This is a genomic window from Parendozoicomonas callyspongiae (genome assembly GCF_023502345.1).
GTDB lineage: Bacteria > Pseudomonadota > Gammaproteobacteria > Pseudomonadales > Endozoicomonadaceae > Sansalvadorimonas > Sansalvadorimonas callyspongiae.
Genome location: NZ_JAMFLX010000028.1, coordinates 38,765 through 58,137, shown reverse-complemented (window position 1 = coordinate 58,137; position 19,373 = coordinate 38,765). Strand labels below are relative to the sequence as shown.

Here is a 19,373-nt window from a genome sequence, read left to right as displayed (position 1 = left end):
TGAGCTATGAGCGCGTCGTTACGGGATGCGAACTATAGAGATATGGCGGTTTTGAGTCAACTGAGCAAATACCGAATCCGCGCTAATGCACTGGTTTTAACGGGATATTTTCTCTGCGCTTATTACGCATGCCCGCAAATTCAAAAAAACCTCACACTGCTATCCATACATATATAAATGGAATAGCCAACAAAACATGCAGCAGTTATTAGAAAAGCTGGCAGGCTTTAAACATATTATCTGGGACTGGAACGGCACTTTGGTAAACGACGTTGATCAAGTTGCCTGTGTCGTCAATGAACTGCTTCAGGAGCAGGGACTGCCAGAAATCTCTCTCGATCATTATCGGGACAACTTTCACCACCCGGTCATCGATTTCTATACATCAATAGGTTTTGACTTCAATACCTACCCTTTTGACAATCTGTGTCAGTCTTTTAATCAGAAGTATGATGAAAAGAGCTCTACCATCGCTTTATATAATGATGCACGGGAAGTTGTGCAGACTATTGCAGCAGGCGACTGGCAGCAATCCATTCTTTCAGCTGCCCATGAACCATTGTTGCGCCAGAGTGTCCACAACTACGGCATTGAAGAGTACTTCGACAATATCTTTGGGCTGGATAATCTGCACGCTGTTTCCAAAGTGGAACGTGGTCACGAGCTGATGGCTGCATCTGGCATCAGCCCATCAGAAACCGTTTTGATTGGGGATACTGATCATGACTATGAAGTAGCCCAGGCACTTGGGATCAACCTTATCCTTATCGCCCGCGGCCACCAGTCTCTGGAAAGACTCCAGGCTCTGCACCCGGAAACCCTTCCTGACTTGAAAGCAGCCTGACCAAGCATCAGGCCCCTTGCTGCCACGATGAAAGTTTTGCCAAGCAGTTAAACCCGAGTGGCAGCAGTGAGATCAGCTCGATTCAGGAAGTGGATTGTTGTCTGCCTAAAGCTTGAGGCCGAGTTTCAGATTTTTGCAGGCGATGAGATTTGACCGATTACATCCTTACATCAGCTCCTGAAGAAGCATGATTTTCCCTCATTTTCCACAAGTGAAGACCTAAAACGACAACAACAACCGTTGCCAAAAAGTGCTGTTGATTTACAAACTGCCTACCTTGGGCTGAATCGTCAAAAGAGGCTCCATAGCCTTGAAAGTACTCATGACCTATATCTTCATTCCAATACGTTCTTGAAGCATCTCGGGGAGGTGGAAGCCGTGCCAACGTCAACCTGGCGACCAAATCAACGCAGTAAAGTACTGGAGACTGATTTATATCAATATCAGTATTTAAAGTGTGACCAGCTGGCATCATTGATAGCCCCTGAATTAAACCGGGCAACTCATGAATATTCCATATATGCTCCAGAAGTGCGGAATCATCCTGTAATTCCTGCCACTGTCGTTCAAGCTCAGCCATATTGACAGGATAACCATCAAAAGGGTCACGGATAATGGCAGGCCAGGTATATCCACTCGCTCTTCCTGGCAATGCAGGGCCATGAAAGACAGGTGTCACGTGAGCTGGAACGGTTACATCTTCTATAAAATGCATACAACGACCATAAACCAGAGCAAAGTCCCTGAATAACAAGTCTGGTTTTTGCAATGCCTGTAAAAGATCTTGTTGTCGTTGCAATACAAGCGATGTCATAGAGCGATCTATGGTGAGGCCAAGCCAACTGCACCGTTGTCGATTCTCTTTATGTGGATTATAGAAATGCCAGTTTGTTATTCGTTGGACGCAAGCCCGAACAGATGTATCTTCACCCGCATCCTCACTAGCTGCTATTTCTGCCAGTTCTGCATGTGGCTCAGGAAAAGACGACAGTTTAAGCACTTTAACCATCGCAAACGTCGCCAGTTCTCTATGAATAGCCGGGTTGTAAGCGGAAAGATTGGAGCTGAAAAACACCCCAGCGGCGAGTATAAGCACACTTCTTTTCAACCCGATGGAATTATGCATGAGAGAACCCAAGAGAAAGTTAAAGTATCGATTTAGCTCTTATAGCTCACACGCAGCACATATGAACATTCGGTACAGGATAGGAATGCGCATCCCTCAGGATGGATAATAAATGTAGCACCCGGGTTATCCAGGTAACCCCTCATTTACTGGTGCATGATTACCAATGCTGTCATCTGGGAGCCTGTTCACAAGCAATGAACAAATGTCTTTAATCCTCGCTTCAGCGATCATCTGCCAAACAAGACTGAAGCCGCAACCATTCAAACCCATAACCAGGTTCAACTGCCCCGTAGGCATAACCAGCTCGATTAATGACCGGTAATTGGCTACGGCAACCGTTTCGATCATACCTTCCCCTATATCCCACTCTGTGCGTTTTCAGCTGCCAGTCTAAACCACCGTCACATCTGAAACGATAGTATCTCCCCAATCAAGGCCGCTCTGATTTATAATCGCTCCATTCTTTTCATCTGTTTTAAGAGAAAGTCCGAATGCCGGCAGCGAACGAACTGAAAAAAGGTCATATTGTCGAAATCAATGGCCACTACTATCAGGTCAAAAACGTCGACGCGAAAAGCCCTTCCTCCCGAGGTGCCCAGACGCTTTATAAAATCCGTTTCAACCAGGTTCCTGGCGGCCGCAAGCTGGAAGGCTCGTACACCGGCAACGACCAGTTCCCCCATGTCGATCTTCAGCGCAGCAATTGCTCCTTCCTCTATAAGGACGGTGGCCTGTATACCTTTATGGATGCTGAAGACTATACCCAGCACAGTTTGAACGAATCTGACCTGGAAGGTTCCCTGGAGTACCTCCAGGACGGTATGGAAGGTATCGTGGTTCTGGTGGTTGATGGTCAGGCACTGGCCATTGAACTGCCCCAGTCTGTTGTTATGGAAGTCATTGAAACCTCCCCGGCCATCAAAGGCGCTTCTGCTGCTGCCCGCACCAAGCCAGCCCGTATGGCCACAGGTCTGGAAGTTCAGGTGCCCGAATACCTGGAACCCGGTGAAAGGATTAAGATCAACACCGAAACCGGCAAATTCATGTCCCGCGCCTGACAGGTAAACAGCTTTGACAGACACAGCTTATCTGAAAGATCTGGGTAAAAAGCTCCAGAAGTTTCAGCCCTGGAAACAGACAGCCTTTGCCACAGCCATGGCACAGCGCAGCCTGAGTAACTTCGGCCTGTTCTCGCAAGTGACCGGCTTCGGTGATCTATCCGAACTGAAGCACTGCCTGAATATGCTCTGGGATCATATTGCCGGACAGCAGTCCGCCAAGAACTTTGAGCGCCTGCTGGAACGCCTTGAAGAGCAGACTCCCGATATTGATGACTTCGATATGTATGGGGTGTATCCCGCTCTGGACGCCATTGTTTCCCTGACCACTGCCGTTCACTGCGCCATGCAGCCGTCTGCCGATGAAGCCCTGAGTAATGGTGAGCTGTCGCTCTCTACTATTGGCAAGTTCCTGGGGCAGACTGAAGCCTCAGAACTGAAAGGCACTGAACTGAGCCAGTATATTGATCAACACCCGCTGACTCTGCAGCATCTCGACTTTATTGATGAAGTCTGCACTCTGCTAAGCAAAGCCAAACCCAATGCAGACATGAAAAAGAAACTGCGTGAGCTGGCCCTGAATGATGGGCTGAGCGAACTCGGCATCAGTATGGAAGAATAAACCCTCCCTCTGGCTGCAGTTAAATTCTGCAGCCAAACTTTCACTTCAAATATACATTTTGCCAGTTATGGCAAACCTTCCCCATAGTGCACCCTTCGGTTAACCACTATATAATTATCCTTCATCTGAAGTTGGGAGTAGATGGTGGAGATCAGAGAATTTGAACAGCTGATGTTAAACATGCTTGTACCAGGCCTGGTTATTTTTATGGCATTTATCGTCTGGGACATCTCCCGCAAACACGATGCTGGCAGGTTTGGAACGTTGATTCTTTTCGGCACCCTGGGGTTTGGCGTATTAGGGTTTGGTATAAAGAAGGTCATTGCCATTAATCTCGGCATATAAAGCAGAGCAATAACAAGAACTATAAATATGGAGCCTGAACATGTCTCAAGATATCCCATCTGTTCATCGGACTCATACCGTTTTCAACCAGGTTCCTTCCCTCGATAACTGGAACCTGTTTACCTCTGATATTGCTCTTCATGAACAGCTCCACTTACACAATGGCAGTTGGGGTGAAGAGCAGGCTCACCATTACGGCAAGATTGCTGGCAACCTGTTTGAAGCTGGATTTCTGGCCAATGAAAACCTGCCGCAGCTTAAAACCCATGACCGGTATGGCAACCGTGTTGATGTCGCCACATTTCATCCTTCCTATCACCAGCTGATGCGTTCGGCTATTGAACATGGCCTTCACTCCCTTCCCTGGACCAATCCCCAACCAGGAGCCCATGTGGTTCGTGCAGCACAAATGTATATGCAAAACCAGGTTGAGGCCGGTCACTGCTGTCCACTGACCATGACCTTTGCAGCGGTTCCCGCTATTAATATGCAACCGGATGTTGCCAAAATCTGGCTACCCAGGATTTACGCCAAAGTTTACGACCCGGACAACAAGCCCTGGTTTGAGAAGGAAGGCCTGACCATCGGTATGGCCATGACCGAGAAACAGGGTGGCACTGATGTTCGTGCCAACACAACCTCTGCCACTGCAATCGGAGCCAGAGGTCCGGGGCAACTTTATGAACTACTGGGGCACAAGTGGTTCTGCTCTGCTCCCATGTGTGATGCCTTCCTGACCCTGGCACAGTCTGATGGAGGCCTGAGTTGCTTCCTGGTGCCACGCTGGCGTTCAGATGGCAGCAAGAATGCCATTGAGATACAGCGACTGAAGGACAAACAGGGCAATAAAGCGAATGCCTCCAGCGAAATTGAATACCGTAATGCTGAAGCCTGGATGATTGGCGAGGAAGGCCGCGGGGTTCCCACCATTATCACCATGGTTGCCATGACCCGCTTTGACTGCATGGCAGGCTCTGCCGGATTAATGCGTCAGGCTCTGGCCCAGGCCAGTCATCACTGTAGATACAGGGAAGTTTTTGGCAAACCACTTAACCAACACCCGTTAATGCAGAATGTTCTGGCAGACCTGGCTCTGGAAAGTGAAGCAGCTATTGCCATGACTATGCGTGTTGCCCGGGCTCTGGATAATATTGAGGATGAACAGGAGCAGCTGTTTGCCCGTATAGCCGTGGCTATTGGAAAGTACTGGATCTGCAAACGGGCTCCGGCTCATATCAATGAAGCCCAGGAGTGTTTGGGAGGTGTTGGTTATGTGGAAGAAACGATCCTGCCCCGCCTGTACCGGGAAGCACCAGTCAACTCCATCTGGGAAGGTAGCGGTAATGTTCAGTGCCTTGATGTACTTAGGGCGCTCAACAAACAGCCAGCCACTTTAGAAGCTCTGATGGCAGAGTTTCAGAGAAACCGGGGGATGGAGCCGTTACTGGATCGAAAACTGAATCAACTGGGTTCCCGAATGAAAACCCTGGTCAGAAATCCTACAGAATTAGAGTATCAGGCTCGATCAATGATTGAAGATCTGGCGATCTGCATGCAGGCAAATCAGTTACTGGATGGAGACTCTACGGTTGCATCTGCGTTCTGTGCATCACGGTTGAGAGACAACACCAACCTGGTTTATGGAACCCTGCCTGCGGGGATTCCTGTACAGAAGCTGGTTCAGCGTGCTGCGCCTGTATTGTAATTTAAGGTAAGATCCATCTAATCAGTTCGAAGGGGATATATTTGAGATAATACTGACTCTCTCACTTGTAGCCGATCGAACAACCTGATATTTATGTGAGCCCTTCATCATTCCAGTATTCAAGTACTATACTCTGCTGCGTTTTTTAGGTTTTTACGTCATGTTGTTGAATTTTGGTGGCCATAGCCCTTCCATAAAGCGCTCTATGCACTTTCCGATAAAAAAAACTATCTGCCTATGAATGTAGATATTGTGACCACCAGCCTATTACGCAGAAACCGCTGGAGAGTTCTCCCTCAATTCCGCAATTCCGAAGTTGGGGATACATTTTCTTCCATCGAGAAAGTTTTTGAACTTTCCGACACTGAAGACCGTGTAACCAGTGACTCGGAGAGTACTGTTTTCCGGCAGAATATTGATGGCAGTATTTTTTATGTAAAACGTTTTCACTCAACAAGGGGGATCAGAAGCTGGCTGGGTAAAAGTCGGTTAAGAGGTGAGTGGCACAACCTGAAACTCTTCAGCCAGCTTGGCATATCAACTGCACAGCTAGTCGCTTTTGGAGAAGAGCGTTGTCTTTTAAGGGCAGGAAAAGGCGCACTGATAACAGCCTCACTACCAGATAGTGTTGATTTGGCAGAACTGGCATCGCGTGAAGATGCCCGATTGAAAGACCCAAAGTGGGTCGCAACTGTGTCAAATCAAATTGCCTGTTTTACCAAAAAGCTTCATAACTACAATTTTGCTCATAATGACCTCAAATGGCGCAATATTCTTGTTACAAATGACTCGCTGTCACCGCAAGTCTTTTTCATTGATTGCCCAACTGGCCAAAGATGGTTTGGCCCCTTTCTTAGCTATAGAATAATCAAAGACTTAGCCTGTCTAGACAAGTTAGGTAAAAAATATTTAAGCAACACCCAACGGCTCAAGTTCTATAAGCAGTACAAGGGTATCGATAGACTTTCTTCCAAAGACAAAAAGGCAGTAAAAAAAATCACCAACTTTTTCAATGGAAGAGAATAATTCTATATACCCCTGATTTTTCAATTGCCGAACAGTAAAAAATCATCAGAACAGGCTTCCGCCAGGCGGCCCGGGCACTCCCCCCACCTCCAGAGGTACGCATTTACACCTAATTCTGTTATTCTGCACACCTCGAAACCAAAACAAACAAAAAGAAATGGTTGCATCTTCATCGGGGCTGGTTTCTGGCTTTCTGGGCAATGACATTGAAGCCACTTTCAGGAAAGAGGGGCTTGATAACTTCAGAAGCCTGTGGAATGTTAACCTGCAGTGGTTTGAGGCCCCCAACCAGCGGAGAAAAGGTTGGAGCGGGGTCTGCCGGATGACTCTTCCTGGCCGGACTTCTTCCTTTTATATCAAAAGGCAAGAGAATCATAACACCAAGACGCTTCTTCACCCGTTGTCAGGTATTCCGACATACCGGCGAGAGCTTTGCAATATTCAACGATTTCATGCGAATGAAATTCCTACAGTTACACCAATTTATTATGGTGAACGAATTATTTCCGGTAAACACCAGGCTATTTTGATCACAGTTGCCCTTGATGGGTATCTTGATATTGGCAGCATTAACCGCCAAGGCAATGATTCGCGTACAATTCCTGCCTTGCAAGAACTTGGTAAGGTTGTACGCAAAATGCATGACAGAGGGATGGCTCACTACTGTCTCTATCCCAACCATAGCTTTGCCAAAATCAATGGCCGCGCGGCAAATATCCGCTTAATTGACCTCGAAAAAGCCCGCCGGGATATTTTGGAATCACGCCGCCGTTTCAAAGACCTGGAATGCTTTATGCGCCATACAGAAGCTTTCAGCCTTGAAGCTCGTGAAAAGTTTATCTCCAGCTACTTCTCGGCCGGGAGCGTACTTTCATCCGAGAAAGTCATACGCCAGCGCCTTGATTACCTTATGACCCGGCCTCAGAGGTAAAGACAATTTCCTCTGGCTCAATCTGATAACTCACGGCTCTCATCTTGCCAAGACTTGCCAGCGGTGAGTTCTCAGGGATCATAAACAACAGCATATTATCCATCCCCTGGGCCACCTGCGCTGCCAAGGCATCCATAACCAACATTTGTACCAAATTGGATCTTACCATGATGTCCTTACCGGTTATCGCCACATTTTTCAGGAAGACAGTTTGATCTTTGGGATCGACAAACAGATCAGCTTTACCTTCCAGCTGAACCTGCATTCTTCCAGAAGTATATTTTCCGGCAAAATCGATATCGACTTCACCATCCATAACCCAATTAAGGGCTTTACGGCTATCTGCAAACTCCAGCTTTGGGGCTTCCAGATAGAGCTGGGCTCGCGTAGACATGGGCAATTCGACAGTCACTATTCGAGGCGCCTGAAAGCCATTATTAACCAGTGTTTGAAAATCACTTAAAGTCAGTCTGACACTGCCATCTCCTGAGCAGGCCACCAGAAACAGGGCTGATATGACATAAAGACAGAAGTTACGGATCACAGACACCATTTTTATTCCCATCCGTCAGTTTCTTTATAATGCCTGGCCGACGTGAAGCGATACCATCGGCCCCAGCGTATAGGTTCCGGTAAACGATACCCCCGACAGGCCTCCAAAACCAGCTCTCCAACATTGCCATGAGAACCGATCAAGCGGCTTAATTAGCCGCCTTCAGGGTACAATTGTTTAACCTCAAGCAGATTCAGCAGGTGTTTCTCTAAAAGGCAACCTGATAGTAATACGCAACCCGGGATTGGCATTTTCAGCCATGATAATCCCACCATGGTTATCGACGGCGGCGTGGGCGATTGCCATTCCCAGACCAGTACCACTGTTATCGCCTCCCCGGGTCTCGTCTACCCGAAAGAATGGCTCGAACAAGTGACATAAATCCTCTTCTGGTACACCGGGGCCATAATCACGAATACAGATTTCAACCTCAGAGCTTCCTCTCAAAAGACGAAGTTCAACATTTTTGCCTGATGGGGAGAAGCGGATCGCATTACGGACGATATTCTCTACTGCACTGGCCAGCCATTCAGCCACCCCATAAAATGAACAGGTATCACAGCGAACAAGCAACACCGAGTGCCCGGCCATGGCGGCTTCAAAATCAGCATTATCAACCAGTTCACGAATCACCTCATCGAAACTGAACACTTCCGGCGCTGATCCATTGGCCGCCGTACTCATCCGGGACCAGGCCAGTATCTGACCAATCATTCCGTTAAGTCGGTCAATATCCCGCTCCATACGTTCATGCTCGCTGGATGCCACAGAGCCGGCCTTGCTACGGGCAAGTGCCAGCGCCAGCTGCAAACGGGTCAGAGGTGAACGCAGTTCATGGGAAACATCCCTCAGCAGACGTTGTTTGCTTTTGTCCAACGCTTGCAATCGTTTTGCCATAACATTGAAATCGCGACAAAGAACACCGACTTCATCTCTCCTTTGAGTCAGCTTCTCAGGGAGACGGGCATCCAGATCTCCATCCGTAATCTGCTTCACACCGCTTTGAAGACGACGCAGTGGCGTGACGAGCCATGCAACAAGCAGAAAGCAAAGAAATCCACTCGACAACAGAGCAAGCAGCAGTAGCCCGGGATATGTTCGCCCCATGACCATGAGACGCTTCCACCAGAGGGAATGATTCTGCCATACCATAAAGACATGCCAGGCTTTACCCTGATACACAAGATGATTAGGACCAACAATAATTTCACTGGGATGGACAACAAAACCAATCCGATGCCCATTCAAAAGCTGGGTCACCGCAACCTTCACTGACATGGTGTCAACAGCCGCATCACTCAGCCATTCACCCTCTGGAGAAACAAGTATGAGAGAACTGTCGTTAGCGTAGGTATCACTGCCTTTCACAGCAGCCAGTGCTCTTGCCGGTGTATGGCCGGTTCCAAGATGAGCACTTAAAAATCGGACATAGAGACTCAGGCTCTCCTTTAACTCCCGCTGTTGAGGCAATGATTGCTCGGGATTGACGGTTATGGAAACAGAAATCAGGACTACACCAAGCAGCAGGGAAGCGGCCAGCCAGAACCAGATCAGAATTTTCAGGTAAAAACCTCTCAGGTAGCGCAGAAAGCCATCCCGACTCCCTCTCCCTGAATTCACTTTTTTCATTTCGTCAACCAGAAATGTTACAACAAAGCCCCTGCTGGCTTAACGATCCAGTTATCAACGCAACAGGATGCGGCTGTCATATATAAATCAAGATAGAGCCGTCACGGAAACAGCTCCTGCCGACGATTCAACAATCAGTCGGCAATATAGAAATAGCCGGAGCCACGTACAGTTTTCAGACGAGGACGACCGTCAGGCTTGTTACCAATCTTGCGACGCAGATTGCTGACATGCATATCGATAGCGCGATCGTGCAGCATCAGGCGACGGTTGAGGGCAACCTGAGTCAGTTCATCGCGAGTCACCAGCTCTCCGGATTTTTCAATCAGAGTTTTAAGAACCACAAACTCAGTTGCCGTGATATCCAGAACTGTTTCACCAAGCAAAACCTCATGATTAGCCAGGTTCAGGGACAGATCATCCATTTCGAGGACTTTGCGACGGGTGCGGTCACTTTCATCAGGAGAGTTAACACGACGCAGGATAGCCTTCATGCGTGCAACTAGTTCACGGTGATTGAAAGGTTTGGACAGATAATCGTCAGCACCGATCTCAAGACCGACAATACGGTCAACATCATCACCACGAGCCGTCAGCATAAGCACAGGGACCTGCGACTGCTGCCGTATTTTACGCAAGACCTCAAAGCCGTTCAGCTTGGGAAGCGTAACATCCAGTAACACTATTCCAAAGTTACGGCTCAATGCAGTTTCAACCCCTTCGAGACCGTCATTGACTGCGGTGACCCGGTAGCCCTCCGATCCAAGAAACTCAACAAGCAGCTCACATAGTTCTAGGTCGTCGTCGACGAGAAGGATATCGATCATGATGCGCGGTACTTCAACAAAAGATAAGCAAAAAAAACCACACCGATCCACAGGGGAAAATACAGATTACGGCGGGTATGAATAACCACTGTGTTGCATTCTATGCTGACTGTCTTTTCAGTGTATTTATATCCCGTAAAGAATTTGTCAACTACAGCAATTGTTGACCAGTGTCATAATTAAATGACTGTAAATTGCCAAAAAAGCAAAAAACTGCACGCCCTTTGCTCCATATTATGGTGTCATTCACAGATTCTGTTCGTGAGGTTGTTCACCGGCTGCAAACTCTGCATTTTGCGTTACATTATCTAACGCTAACATGGCCAAGACTTGCATAACCATTGAGCGTAGATTAACGCTGATTAGTCCAACAGACCATTCATAAACACCCCCTGACCCTGTTACGTTTGGCTGAACTACCTTTTTCACAGCAAATCAGGCTCTTTTGACGTAAGTTTGTCCGATTAAAAAACTATTAATCGAGCAAGCTGCACCACAGCGCCTAATTCTTATTGATACATACCAGTTCATGGGCACATGAACTCAGGAAGAAAACCCAAGCCCTGTCTAACAAGGAGTAAAGTTATGCAGATAACCAAAAACCTGTCCATCAAGGCCGCACCACTGCTGCTTGGCATGGCCCTGTTGGCCGGATGTTCGGAAGAGAACCAGCAAGGTGCAACCCAGCATCAGATACCACCTCCCGCTGTGTCTGTGGCATCCGTGACCAATGAAGCCGTTGGAGACTATGCCGAGTTTGTTGCCCGTACGGAAGCCAGCGAATCTGTGGATTTGCGTGCACGAGTAGAAGGGTTCCTGCAGGAAAGGAACTTTATTGAGGGTGAAACCGTCCAGAAAGACCAGCTGCTGTTCAAAATTGATCCAGCTCCTTTCAAGGCATCCCTGAGCCAGGCCAATGCCAAGCTCGCCAGTGCCCGTGCCGCCAAAGTACAGGCCGCTGCTGACCTCGAACGAGGCCGTGAGCTGTTTCCACAGGGACATATCAGCAAGGCCAATCTGGATTCACTAATTAGCGCCGAAGCACAGGCAGTGGCCAATGTAGAGTCTGCCAAGGCTCAGGTTGAAACTGCCAGAATCAACCTTTCCTACAGCGAAATTAACGCACCTTTTTCCGGCAAAATCGGCAAGGAAACCTACAGCGTTGGCAACCTGGTCGGCCCTTCCAGTGATCCGCTGGCATCCCTGATCAAGGTTGACCCGATGTATGTTAACTTCCAGGTTAACGAAAAGCTGATGATTACTTATCAGCAGCAACACCAGGGCAACGGTAATGTAAACCAGGAGTTTTCCACATCACTGAAGCTGCCTAATGGTGCCATGTATGATGAGCCTGGCAGCTTTGATTTTGCCGATATCAAGGTTGATGAAACCACCGGCACCGTCAATATGCGTGCGGCATTCCCCAACCCGGATAAACTGCTGCTACCCGGTCTGTATGTCACCCTGATCATCAAAGGCACCCAGAAACAGGACAAGCCGCTGATTCCTCAGGCTGCCGTTCAGGAAAACCAGCAGGGTCGCTTTGTCCTCGTTGTCAACAGCGAAAACAAAGTGGATACCCGGATTATTAAAACCGGCCGTCGCATTGGCCCTATGTGGGTGGTTGAGTCCGGCCTGAAAGCCAGTGAGAAAATTATTGTATCTGGCCTACAGAAGGTACGCCCCGGTATTGTTGTCACTCCGGTGATGAAGGTTGTTGATATGGAAACCGGTACCTTCAGTGATCCAGCGAATGCTGGCAGTGCTGACAAAAGCGCCGAGGCCAAGTAAATGTTGTTCAGTCACTTTTTCATAAAGCGGCCGAAGTTCGCTTTTGTTATCTCGATAGTGATAACACTGGCAGGTTTACTCTCCCTGACAACCCTGCCGATCAATATGTACCCTGAGGTTGCTCCCCCAACGGTCAGCATCAATGCAGTCTATCCCGGTGCCAGTGCCCAGGTGGTGGAAGAATCTGTTATTCGCCCCATCGAAGAGGCGGTTAACGGCGTTGAGGATATGATCTATATCGAATCCTCAGCCGACAATAACGGCGCGGCTTCGATCAAGGTTACCTTCAAGTCTGGTATTGATGATGATATTGCCCAGGTCAACGTACAGAACCGGGTGGCCCGAGCAGAATCCAAACTGCCGGAAGAGGTTCGTCGCCAGGGCGTCAGCGTAAACAAGCAATCCAGCAATATGCTGCTGGGTGTTAACCTGGTTTCACCGGATGGCACTTTTGACCAGATGTTCCTGAGCAATTACGCCACGAACTACATGGTTGAACCTCTGTCCCGTGTTCCCGGTGTCAGCAAGATGAGCGTAATGGGTGAACTCACCTACAGCATGCGTATCTGGCTGAAACCTGACCGGATGCATGCCATGAATATCACTGTTGGTGATATTAACGGTGCCCTGAAGGAACAGAACCTTATCGTTGCAGCCGGTAAACTGGGTCAGGGGCCTACACTTCCGGACCAGCAGTTTGAATACACCATTCAGGGCAAGGGCCGCCTGAAAACCGAAGCGGAATTTGGTAATACCGTTCTGCGCGCCAACCCGGATGGCTCAACCGTACGGCTGCGGGATGTTGCCGGTATTGAGCTAGGCTCCAAAAGCTATTCCGGCAAGGCTAATATTGATGGTCACCCGACCGCCTTTATTGTTGCCTATCAGGTTCCATCAGCCAACGCGACTCAGGTAGCTGAAGATGTTCGTGCCGAAGTTGAGCTTCTGGCAAAAGATTTCCCACCCGGGCTTGAGTACGACATCAAGTTTGATACCACAAGGTTTATCACGCGTTCTATTGATGAAGTTGTAGAAACCCTGTTCCAGGCAGTGGCCCTGGTTATTCTGGTTGTATTCTTCTTCCTGCAGAACTGGCGGATGACTCTGATTCCGTCCATTGCCATTCCGGTTTCCCTGATCGGTACCTTCGCCATTATGAATGTGCTGGGTTATTCGATTAACACCATATCACTGTTTGGCCTGGTGCTGGCCATCGGGGTTGTGGTAGACGATGCCATCGTGGTGATTGAAAACGTTGAACGGCATATCGCCGATGGCATGTCGCCGGTTGAAGCAACACGACTGACGATGAAAGAGGTAACCGGCCCGGTTATAGCCACCACTCTGGTTCTGCTGGCGGTATTTGTGCCTGTGGCCTTTATGCCGGGTATTACCGGAACACTCTATAACCAATTCTCGGTCACTATTTCTGTGGCTGTGGTTATTTCATCCATCAACGCCCTGACCCTGAGTCCGGCACTCTGTGCAACCCTTCTTAAGCCGGGCCGCATGAGTCATATGGGCTTTATGAAGCCGTTTGAGCGTATGATCACCCGAACCACAGGCGGTTACAGCAAGTGGGTCGACTGGATGATCAAACGTTCTGCCCGTATGGGAATTCTGTTTCTGATCCTGGCCGGATCCGCCGGTTATATGATCCAGCAACTTCCTTCCAGCTTCGTACCCAATGAGGACCAGGGCTTCCTGTTCGTAAACGTTCAGCTTCCCGATGCGGCGTCTATCAACAGAACCGACAAGGTGCTGGAAAAAATCACCGGACTGGTTCAGTCAGTACCGGGGGTCGACAGTGTGATCACCGTTTCCGGTTTCAGTCTGCTGGGCGGTGCCGGATCCAACAACGGCCTGGGCGTAGTAGTACTGAAGGACTGGGATGAACGAACCACTCCGGATTTGCAGATTGCAGCCATAAACGGTCAGATCCAGGGCCGCCTCTGGACTCTGGATGATGCGCAGGCATTTTCCTTTGAAATGCCACCCATCCCCGGCCTGGGTTCCACCAGCGGCTTTGATTTCCGCCTGCAGGATGCTATGAGTCGTGATCCAAAGGAGCTGGCTCAAGTTCTGAATGGCCTGATTTATGAAGCCAACCAGCAACCCGAACTATCAAGGGTCTTCAGTACCTTCCGTGCCAACGTGCCCCAGTTTGAGGTTGAGGTTGACCGTAACAAGGTCAAGGCTCTCGGAGTAAACATTGCTGATGTCTATACCACCCTGCAGGCTCAGCTGGGTTCATTGTACATCAATGACTTTACCCGTTTTGGCCGTATCTACCAGGTGATTATGCAGGCCGAAGCCGAGTATCGGACCAAGCCTGAAGATCTGCGCAACTTCTTTGTTCGCAATGCTTCAAATGAGATGGTTCCACTCTCGACCATGGTCAAGCTGAAGCCAATCCAGGGACCGACCACCATCAACCGCTTTAACCTGTACCGTTCTGCCACCATCAACGGCAACGCGGCACCGGGTTACAGTACCGGTGATGCCATCAGGGTTATGACCGAACTGGCAGACAAACTGCCTGCCGGTTACACCTTCGAGTGGGCCGGGCAGACCCGCCAGGAGATCGAAGCCGGCAACCTGGCCCCGATCCTGTTTGGACTGGCCATCCTGTTCGTATACCTGTTCCTGGTGGCGCAATATGAGAGCTGGAATATCCCATTTGCGGTTATCGCCTCAGTGCCTATTGCCATCTTTGGTTCTGCCGCCGGCCTGACATTGGCGAGCATGGTAAATGATATCTACGCCCAGATCGGTATGGTTCTGCTGATAGGTATCGCGGCCAAGACCTCGATCCTGATCGTGGAATTCGCCATGAAGAAGCGTGAAGACGGCATGAGTATTATCGAAGCGGCCCAGACTGCAGCCCACCTGCGTTTCCGGGCAGTACTGATGACTGCACTGTCCTTTGTGCTGGGTATTCTGCCCCTGGTTATGGCAACCGGTCCGGGTGCGGCCAGCCGGGTTTCCCTGGGCATGACCGTACTCTGCGGTATGCTGGCGGCAACCATCATTGGCACCTTGCTGACTCCGGTTCTGTATCGCATTATCCAGGCGATGCGTGAGCGTGAGAAAGCTGTTGCTGAACATATGGTGGATGCCATTGAGCATGCCCCCCATAACAAAAGCTGATTTTCTGTTTTTATCACCCCTTTGAAAGAATCCCGGCTTAGGCCGGGGTTCTTTTGTCCCATGGAGTTATCTTTTCAGACTTCAAATACATGAGAAGAAACCCACTGCAAGCTGCATAACATATTCTCAGTCAACAGTGTCCCATTGCCGTTTGTTCGATGATTCAAAAAAGTAGCTGTATCGCTGCGAAATTATCGTCTTTGCTTATACTTATCTGCACTTTGCCGCCTTTAGGCAGAAACTCAAAACACTCAAGCTTTGCTGTTGTGAGTGGTGGGTGAATTCGCCTTGATGTAAGAGACAATTTTATGACCATCTCCCGGCACCTCAAAAACTTCCTCAGTACCCATGATGCTGAATATGATGTTGTTGCCCACCCTTATACAGAGAGAGCGCTGGACACCGCTCACAGTGCCTGTATTCCAACAAAAACCATGGCTAAGGCTGTGGTTCTGAAAGATGAAGGAGGGCTGGTCATGGCGGTCATGCCCGCCAATAACAAGCTGATGCTCAAACAGCTGAACCAGAGTATGGATCGCCATTTAAAGCTGGTGCAGGAACAAACCCTGAAAGAGCTGTTTCCTGACTGCCAGGCGGGTTCTATTCCAGCAATTGGAGAACCGTGGGGAATGATGACAGCCTGTGATGACAGCCTTAATGATGTCACGGATATTTACTTCGAAGGAGGCAATCATAGAGAGCTGATTCATATGCACAGGGATCAATATCAACAGCTGATGACAAGCCAGCTTCATCTTCATCTCAGCTGTATTCCCGATGAGCAGGAACTCTATAAGGGAGGCGTTGAATAATCAGTTCTCCAACGCCCGGGATGTAAGGAAAATATTTTGGATGACAGTGTCAGAAACTGACCTCCCGCAAATTTTGGGTGATAACCCGTATGATATAGTCGCCAGCGGGATTCATAGTAGAGGCAGTGCCTACTAGCACTGGAGCTGACATGCGCTTTCTTTATCGTCTTGTTACACCTGCTGTCACCCTGTCAATCGCTCTGCTATCGGCTGTTGAAGGGGATTATATTATCTCGTTATCTGCAGCCATTATTCTCGGGTTGATCTGTTACAACCTGATGGATACCACCGATCCGGAAAAAGAGCCTCAACACATTCCCAATATTATCCGTAAGGGACCTTTCCATATTCACTTCAACGACACGGACTATCCGGACTGGATACAGACCGAAGATGGTCATTACTTCAGTTATTTCGGTCTGGACAACGAAGATGGACGCCCTAACCGTGTAGACAAAGAAGGCATTGTTTATTTTGGTGTGCGCTATACCGACTCCGGGGTATCACTGCCTGAAGTCAGCGGGTCATTTTCTTAACAAACACCACAACAAACAAAGCCAGGGCAAAATTCCCGATAAAGGCCTCCAGAGCAGCCATTGTTCTCGCTGGCCCTAACGGCGTCAGATCACCATACCCCAGCGTGGTAAATGTCACCACGCTGAAGTAAAGCGCATCAAAGAATGTTCTGAGGTTTGTAGCCAGCGAGGCATTAAACTCGAAACGCAGTATTTCATCACCAGACACCATTCCGGTAATGAAATAAAACAGGGCACAGGCAAAAACAAGACCGGCTGACGAAACAAAAACCCTGAACGGCCTTTCTCCATAACCACACAGAAGATCCACAATTTTCGAAGTCCAGCGCTGCCAGGTTCCCAGGGGGTACTGATAGCGACGAAATGTCATCTCTTTCTGAAAAAATCGTCCGGCATCATCAAACAGTCCATGAGCCTCACAGCTTTTTCGGATATTGCGGCAAACCTCTTCGGCCTCGCCATACATCTGCCGTTTCTCTTCAGCGGATTTGTTTTTGGCTTTTTCCTTGATTTCCAGCTCCTGGAAAAGAGTCTTGCCCCAGTTCACATGTTCCATTCGACTGTAATCCAGTCGCACACCCAAAAGATTGGCTCCAGAGAGTTCGGCAAAATTCAGATTGGCTGATGACAGGTGGGCCTTCATAAGACAGGCCTGCTTCATATTCGCTTTATATAAATGTGCCCCTCTGAGATTGGCACGATAGAGATCAGCATGGCTCAAGTCAGGGCCTGAACTGTGTCGACGGCAGACAAGATCTATATTTTCCAGGTTTGCACGTGCCAGTCGAAAACCAGCCAGAGACTTGCCCTCGCGCACCATTTGTTCAAGCTGCGGACGGACGTCTTCATTTTGCTTGCTGCTTTCAGGGTCATGCCAGAAACAGATTTTCTTTCCTGCTAATGCCACTTCCTGACAGCCAGGGTATTCACAGGCGGGATGGCTCTGGTGTTTATGTTGAGAGTTCTGTTCTGCTTCCATGCAGCGGCAACCTTTTAGTATTCATTCCTCCATGACTAATGATTATAGGAGCCAGAAAGGCTTATCGCTGAACGGCTGAAAATTTCATTTTCTACGTAATATCAGCACAACCAAATAGCTTCCCAAGCCTATAATGGAAGCCTGAAGTAGCAATGTAAGATCATCTCAAGGGGATGAGTTGTGACAATTTCCCGCAATCTGACCCGCTACCTGACTCAGCAGCATGTTCCTTATGACACAGTCACTCATAGCCACAGCTGCACAGCCATGCAGAGCGCCATAGCGTCAAATATCCAGTCCAGCCAGGTTGCCAAAGCTGTGGTTGTTCATGATCCTCTGGAAAATTACCTGATGGCCGTTATTCCAGCTGGCAGGCGGTTACACCTGCGGGTCCTGGAAGATCTGGTGGATAAACCATTAAAGCTGGCAACTGAGGAAGATCTGGCTAACCGGTTTCCAGACTGTGAAACAGGTGCCATTCCGCCCATGGGACCGGCATTCAATATGGAAATGATCTGGGATGACCAACTTCTATCCTGTCAGGATATTTTTCTGGAAGCCGGTGATCACACCACATTAGTGCATGTTTCCGGAGAAGGGTTTCAGACACTTGCCGCTGATGCCATGCATGACCGCATCAGCCAGCCTGTCAGAAATGACTTCTGATTAATTAAACAGCGCAGCCACACAGACCAGAACAATCATTGCAAACAGAATCCACTCAAGTGTTCGCATGGATGCTTTTACTGTGAAGTTCACGCTTAACCTGGCACCGATCATACTGCCAAGGGCGAGAATCAGTCCGGGTATCCACAAAACCAGATCGTTATAAATAAAAATACCAAGGGCAACCAGGCTGAAGGCAAATGTACAAAACACCTTCAGGGCATTGGCCCGCACCAGATCATAACGCAAGCCTCCGGCAATGGCCGCAAGCAGCATAAAGCCCACTCCAGCCTGTAGAAAACCGCCGTAGGCTCCTGCAAAAAATAACCCCAGCCAGGCAGATGGCTTTTCAGAAAAAGAGAGTGATTGTGTTCCCTCTTTTGGGGACAGCGCAGAGGGTTTGATGACCATAACCAGGGCCATCACTATCATGGTTCCCAGTAAAACCGGTTTGAGAATATCGGCAGGTAACCATGAAGCCAGGATGGCTCCGGCAGCAGCCCCCAGCAATGTTGGCAAAACAATAGCCATCATTGCCGAGGTATCCAACCGCTTATGCTTGTGGAAGCCCTGTAACCCGGCCACCGACTGCATCACCACGCCAACACGGTTTGTGGCATTTGCAATATCAGCAGGCATTCCCATCAGCATAAGGGCTGGCAGAGTCAGCATTGAGCCGCCACCAGCAATGGTATTGATAAAACCGGCAGCGATTCCGGCACCAACCAGAATCAGTCCATTTACCAGGGTCAGCTCGTACATCGTCTGCC

At 48.9% G+C, this 19,373-nt stretch carries 19 protein-coding genes; 12 read left to right on the top strand and 7 right to left on the bottom strand.

All coding sequences use genetic code 11. The features are described from left to right. Window positions 1-196 precede the first annotated feature (196 nt). The gene (locus M3P05_RS17040; RefSeq protein ID WP_249701258.1) at window positions 197-844 is read left to right on the top strand and encodes an HAD family hydrolase; all 648 of its coding nucleotides are present in this window, start codon (window positions 197-199) and stop codon (window positions 842-844) included. 157 nt (window positions 845-1,001) lie between these two features. On the opposite strand, the gene M3P05_RS17035 is transcribed toward M3P05_RS17040, so the two are convergent. After that, window positions 1,002-1,970 carry a phospholipase C/P1 nuclease family protein gene (locus tag M3P05_RS17035; RefSeq protein WP_249701257.1) on the bottom strand — a complete coding sequence of 323 codons (969 nt, stop codon included), beginning with the start codon at window positions 1,968-1,970 and terminating at the stop codon, window positions 1,002-1,004. 126 nt (window positions 1,971-2,096) lie between these two features. Next, complete coding sequence (locus M3P05_RS17030) at window positions 2,097-2,321, bottom strand: hypothetical protein (protein ID WP_249701256.1); 225 nt, start codon at window positions 2,319-2,321, stop codon at window positions 2,097-2,099. Window positions 2,322-2,464: 143 nt separating this feature from the next. Here M3P05_RS17030 and efpL point away from each other — a divergent pair, with 143 nt between their 5' ends. The 6 genes from efpL to M3P05_RS17000 all read left to right on the top strand — a co-directional run bounded on the left by efpL (window position 2,465) and on the right by M3P05_RS17000 (window position 7,660). Continuing rightward, window positions 2,465-3,031: an elongation factor P-like protein EfpL gene (gene efpL, locus M3P05_RS17025; RefSeq protein ID WP_249701254.1), complete on the top strand. Its 567-nt coding sequence runs from the start codon at window positions 2,465-2,467 to the stop codon at window positions 3,029-3,031. Window positions 3,032-3,044: 13 nt separating this feature from the next. Next, on the top strand, window positions 3,045-3,653 hold the full coding sequence (locus tag M3P05_RS17020; RefSeq protein WP_249701253.1) for a YjaG family protein: 609 nt from the start codon (window positions 3,045-3,047) through the stop codon (window positions 3,651-3,653). 141 nt (window positions 3,654-3,794) lie between these two features. Beyond that, window positions 3,795-3,998 carry a DUF2788 domain-containing protein gene (locus tag M3P05_RS17015; protein WP_249701252.1) on the top strand — a complete coding sequence of 68 codons (204 nt, stop codon included), beginning with the start codon at window positions 3,795-3,797 and terminating at the stop codon, window positions 3,996-3,998. 40 nt (window positions 3,999-4,038) lie between these two features. Next, a complete protein-coding gene (locus tag M3P05_RS17010; RefSeq protein ID WP_249701251.1) occupies window positions 4,039-5,703 on the top strand; it encodes an acyl-CoA dehydrogenase family protein in 1,665 nt (554 codons plus the stop codon). A gap of 237 nt (window positions 5,704-5,940) precedes the next feature. Continuing rightward, entirely contained in the window at window positions 5,941-6,729 is a 789-nt protein-coding gene (locus M3P05_RS17005) for a lipopolysaccharide kinase InaA family protein (protein WP_249701250.1), read from the top strand. 157 nt (window positions 6,730-6,886) lie between these two features. Then, window positions 6,887-7,660, top strand: a complete 774-nt coding sequence (locus M3P05_RS17000) for a lipopolysaccharide kinase InaA family protein (protein WP_249701249.1) — start codon at window positions 6,887-6,889, stop codon at window positions 7,658-7,660. Here the strand turns inward: M3P05_RS17000 and M3P05_RS16995 are convergent. From M3P05_RS16995 to M3P05_RS16985, 3 genes are all read right to left on the bottom strand, one after another. Continuing rightward, window positions 7,638-8,213, bottom strand: coding sequence for a hypothetical protein (locus tag M3P05_RS16995; protein WP_249701248.1), 576 nt, complete (start codon window positions 8,211-8,213; stop codon window positions 7,638-7,640). The two genes, M3P05_RS17000 and M3P05_RS16995, sit on opposite strands and share 23 nt — an antisense overlap. A 183-nt stretch (window positions 8,214-8,396) precedes the next feature. After that, entirely contained in the window at window positions 8,397-9,842 is a 1,446-nt protein-coding gene (locus tag M3P05_RS16990; protein WP_249701247.1) for an ATP-binding protein, read from the bottom strand. Window positions 9,843-9,976: 134 nt separating this feature from the next. Continuing rightward, window positions 9,977-10,669, bottom strand: a complete 693-nt coding sequence (locus tag M3P05_RS16985) for a response regulator (protein WP_249701246.1) — start codon at window positions 10,667-10,669, stop codon at window positions 9,977-9,979. A gap of 585 nt (window positions 10,670-11,254) precedes the next feature. On the opposite strand from M3P05_RS16985, the gene M3P05_RS16980 reads away from it, so the two are divergent. The 4 genes from M3P05_RS16980 (at window position 11,255) to M3P05_RS16965 (ending at window position 16,958) form a co-directional block, all read left to right on the top strand. Continuing rightward, a complete protein-coding gene (locus M3P05_RS16980) occupies window positions 11,255-12,460 on the top strand; it encodes an efflux RND transporter periplasmic adaptor subunit (RefSeq protein ID WP_249701245.1) in 1,206 nt (401 codons plus the stop codon). Then, window positions 12,461-15,610, top strand: a complete 3,150-nt coding sequence (locus tag M3P05_RS16975) for an efflux RND transporter permease subunit (protein ID WP_283777852.1) — start codon at window positions 12,461-12,463, stop codon at window positions 15,608-15,610. A 308-nt stretch (window positions 15,611-15,918) separates the two neighbouring features. After that, on the top strand, window positions 15,919-16,422 hold the full coding sequence (locus tag M3P05_RS16970; RefSeq protein ID WP_249701243.1) for an aminoacyl-tRNA deacylase: 504 nt from the start codon (window positions 15,919-15,921) through the stop codon (window positions 16,420-16,422). A gap of 149 nt (window positions 16,423-16,571) precedes the next feature. Beyond that, complete coding sequence (locus tag M3P05_RS16965; RefSeq protein WP_249701242.1) at window positions 16,572-16,958, top strand: hypothetical protein; 387 nt, start codon at window positions 16,572-16,574, stop codon at window positions 16,956-16,958. Here M3P05_RS16965 and M3P05_RS16960 read toward each other — a convergent pair. Beyond that, on the bottom strand, window positions 16,939-17,937 hold the full coding sequence (locus M3P05_RS16960) for a pentapeptide repeat-containing protein (RefSeq protein WP_249701240.1): 999 nt from the start codon (window positions 17,935-17,937) through the stop codon (window positions 16,939-16,941). The genes M3P05_RS16965 and M3P05_RS16960 overlap by 20 nt on opposite strands. 180 nt (window positions 17,938-18,117) lie before the next feature. Here M3P05_RS16960 and M3P05_RS16955 point away from each other — a divergent pair, with 180 nt between their 5' ends. Continuing rightward, the gene (locus M3P05_RS16955) at window positions 18,118-18,603 is read left to right on the top strand and encodes an aminoacyl-tRNA deacylase (RefSeq protein ID WP_249701239.1); all 486 of its coding nucleotides are present in this window, start codon (window positions 18,118-18,120) and stop codon (window positions 18,601-18,603) included. Here the strand turns inward: M3P05_RS16955 and M3P05_RS16950 are convergent, their stop codons facing one another. Beyond that, window positions 18,604-19,365: a sulfite exporter TauE/SafE family protein gene (locus tag M3P05_RS16950; RefSeq protein ID WP_249701238.1), complete on the bottom strand. Its 762-nt coding sequence runs from the start codon at window positions 19,363-19,365 to the stop codon at window positions 18,604-18,606. Window positions 19,366-19,373: the final 8 nt, after the last annotated feature.

Excerpts from the sequence above, each read along its gene's own strand:
- M3P05_RS16995 (WP_249701248.1), bottom strand. The coding sequence starts at position 8,213 with ATGGTGTCTGTGATCCGTAACTTCTGTCTTTATGTCATATCAGCCCTG.
- M3P05_RS16990 (WP_249701247.1), bottom strand. The coding sequence starts at position 9,842 with ATGAAAAAAGTGAATTCAGGGAGAGGGAGTCGGGATGGCTTTCTGCGC.
- M3P05_RS17005 (WP_249701250.1), top strand. The coding sequence starts at position 5,941 with ATGAATGTAGATATTGTGACCACCAGCCTATTACGCAGAAACCGCTGG.
- M3P05_RS16980 (WP_249701245.1), top strand. The coding sequence starts at position 11,255 with ATGCAGATAACCAAAAACCTGTCCATCAAGGCCGCACCACTGCTGCTT.
- M3P05_RS17040 (WP_249701258.1), top strand. The coding sequence starts at position 197 with ATGCAGCAGTTATTAGAAAAGCTGGCAGGCTTTAAACATATTATCTGG.
- M3P05_RS16970 (WP_249701243.1), top strand. The coding sequence starts at position 15,919 with ATGACCATCTCCCGGCACCTCAAAAACTTCCTCAGTACCCATGATGCT.
- M3P05_RS17035 (WP_249701257.1), bottom strand. The coding sequence starts at position 1,970 with ATGCATAATTCCATCGGGTTGAAAAGAAGTGTGCTTATACTCGCCGCT.
- M3P05_RS16975 (WP_283777852.1), top strand. The coding sequence starts at position 12,461 with ATGTTGTTCAGTCACTTTTTCATAAAGCGGCCGAAGTTCGCTTTTGTT.
- M3P05_RS17030 (WP_249701256.1), bottom strand. The coding sequence starts at position 2,321 with ATGATCGAAACGGTTGCCGTAGCCAATTACCGGTCATTAATCGAGCTG.
- M3P05_RS17000 (WP_249701249.1), top strand. The coding sequence starts at position 6,887 with ATGGTTGCATCTTCATCGGGGCTGGTTTCTGGCTTTCTGGGCAATGAC.
- M3P05_RS17010 (WP_249701251.1), top strand. The coding sequence starts at position 4,039 with ATGTCTCAAGATATCCCATCTGTTCATCGGACTCATACCGTTTTCAAC.
- efpL (WP_249701254.1), top strand. The coding sequence starts at position 2,465 with ATGCCGGCAGCGAACGAACTGAAAAAAGGTCATATTGTCGAAATCAAT.
- M3P05_RS16950 (WP_249701238.1), bottom strand. The coding sequence starts at position 19,365 with ATGTACGAGCTGACCCTGGTAAATGGACTGATTCTGGTTGGTGCCGGA.
- M3P05_RS16985 (WP_249701246.1), bottom strand. The coding sequence starts at position 10,669 with ATGATCGATATCCTTCTCGTCGACGACGACCTAGAACTATGTGAGCTG.
- M3P05_RS16960 (WP_249701240.1), bottom strand. The coding sequence starts at position 17,937 with ATGGAAGCAGAACAGAACTCTCAACATAAACACCAGAGCCATCCCGCC.
- M3P05_RS17015 (WP_249701252.1), top strand. The coding sequence starts at position 3,795 with ATGGTGGAGATCAGAGAATTTGAACAGCTGATGTTAAACATGCTTGTA.
- M3P05_RS16965 (WP_249701242.1), top strand. The coding sequence starts at position 16,572 with ATGCGCTTTCTTTATCGTCTTGTTACACCTGCTGTCACCCTGTCAATC.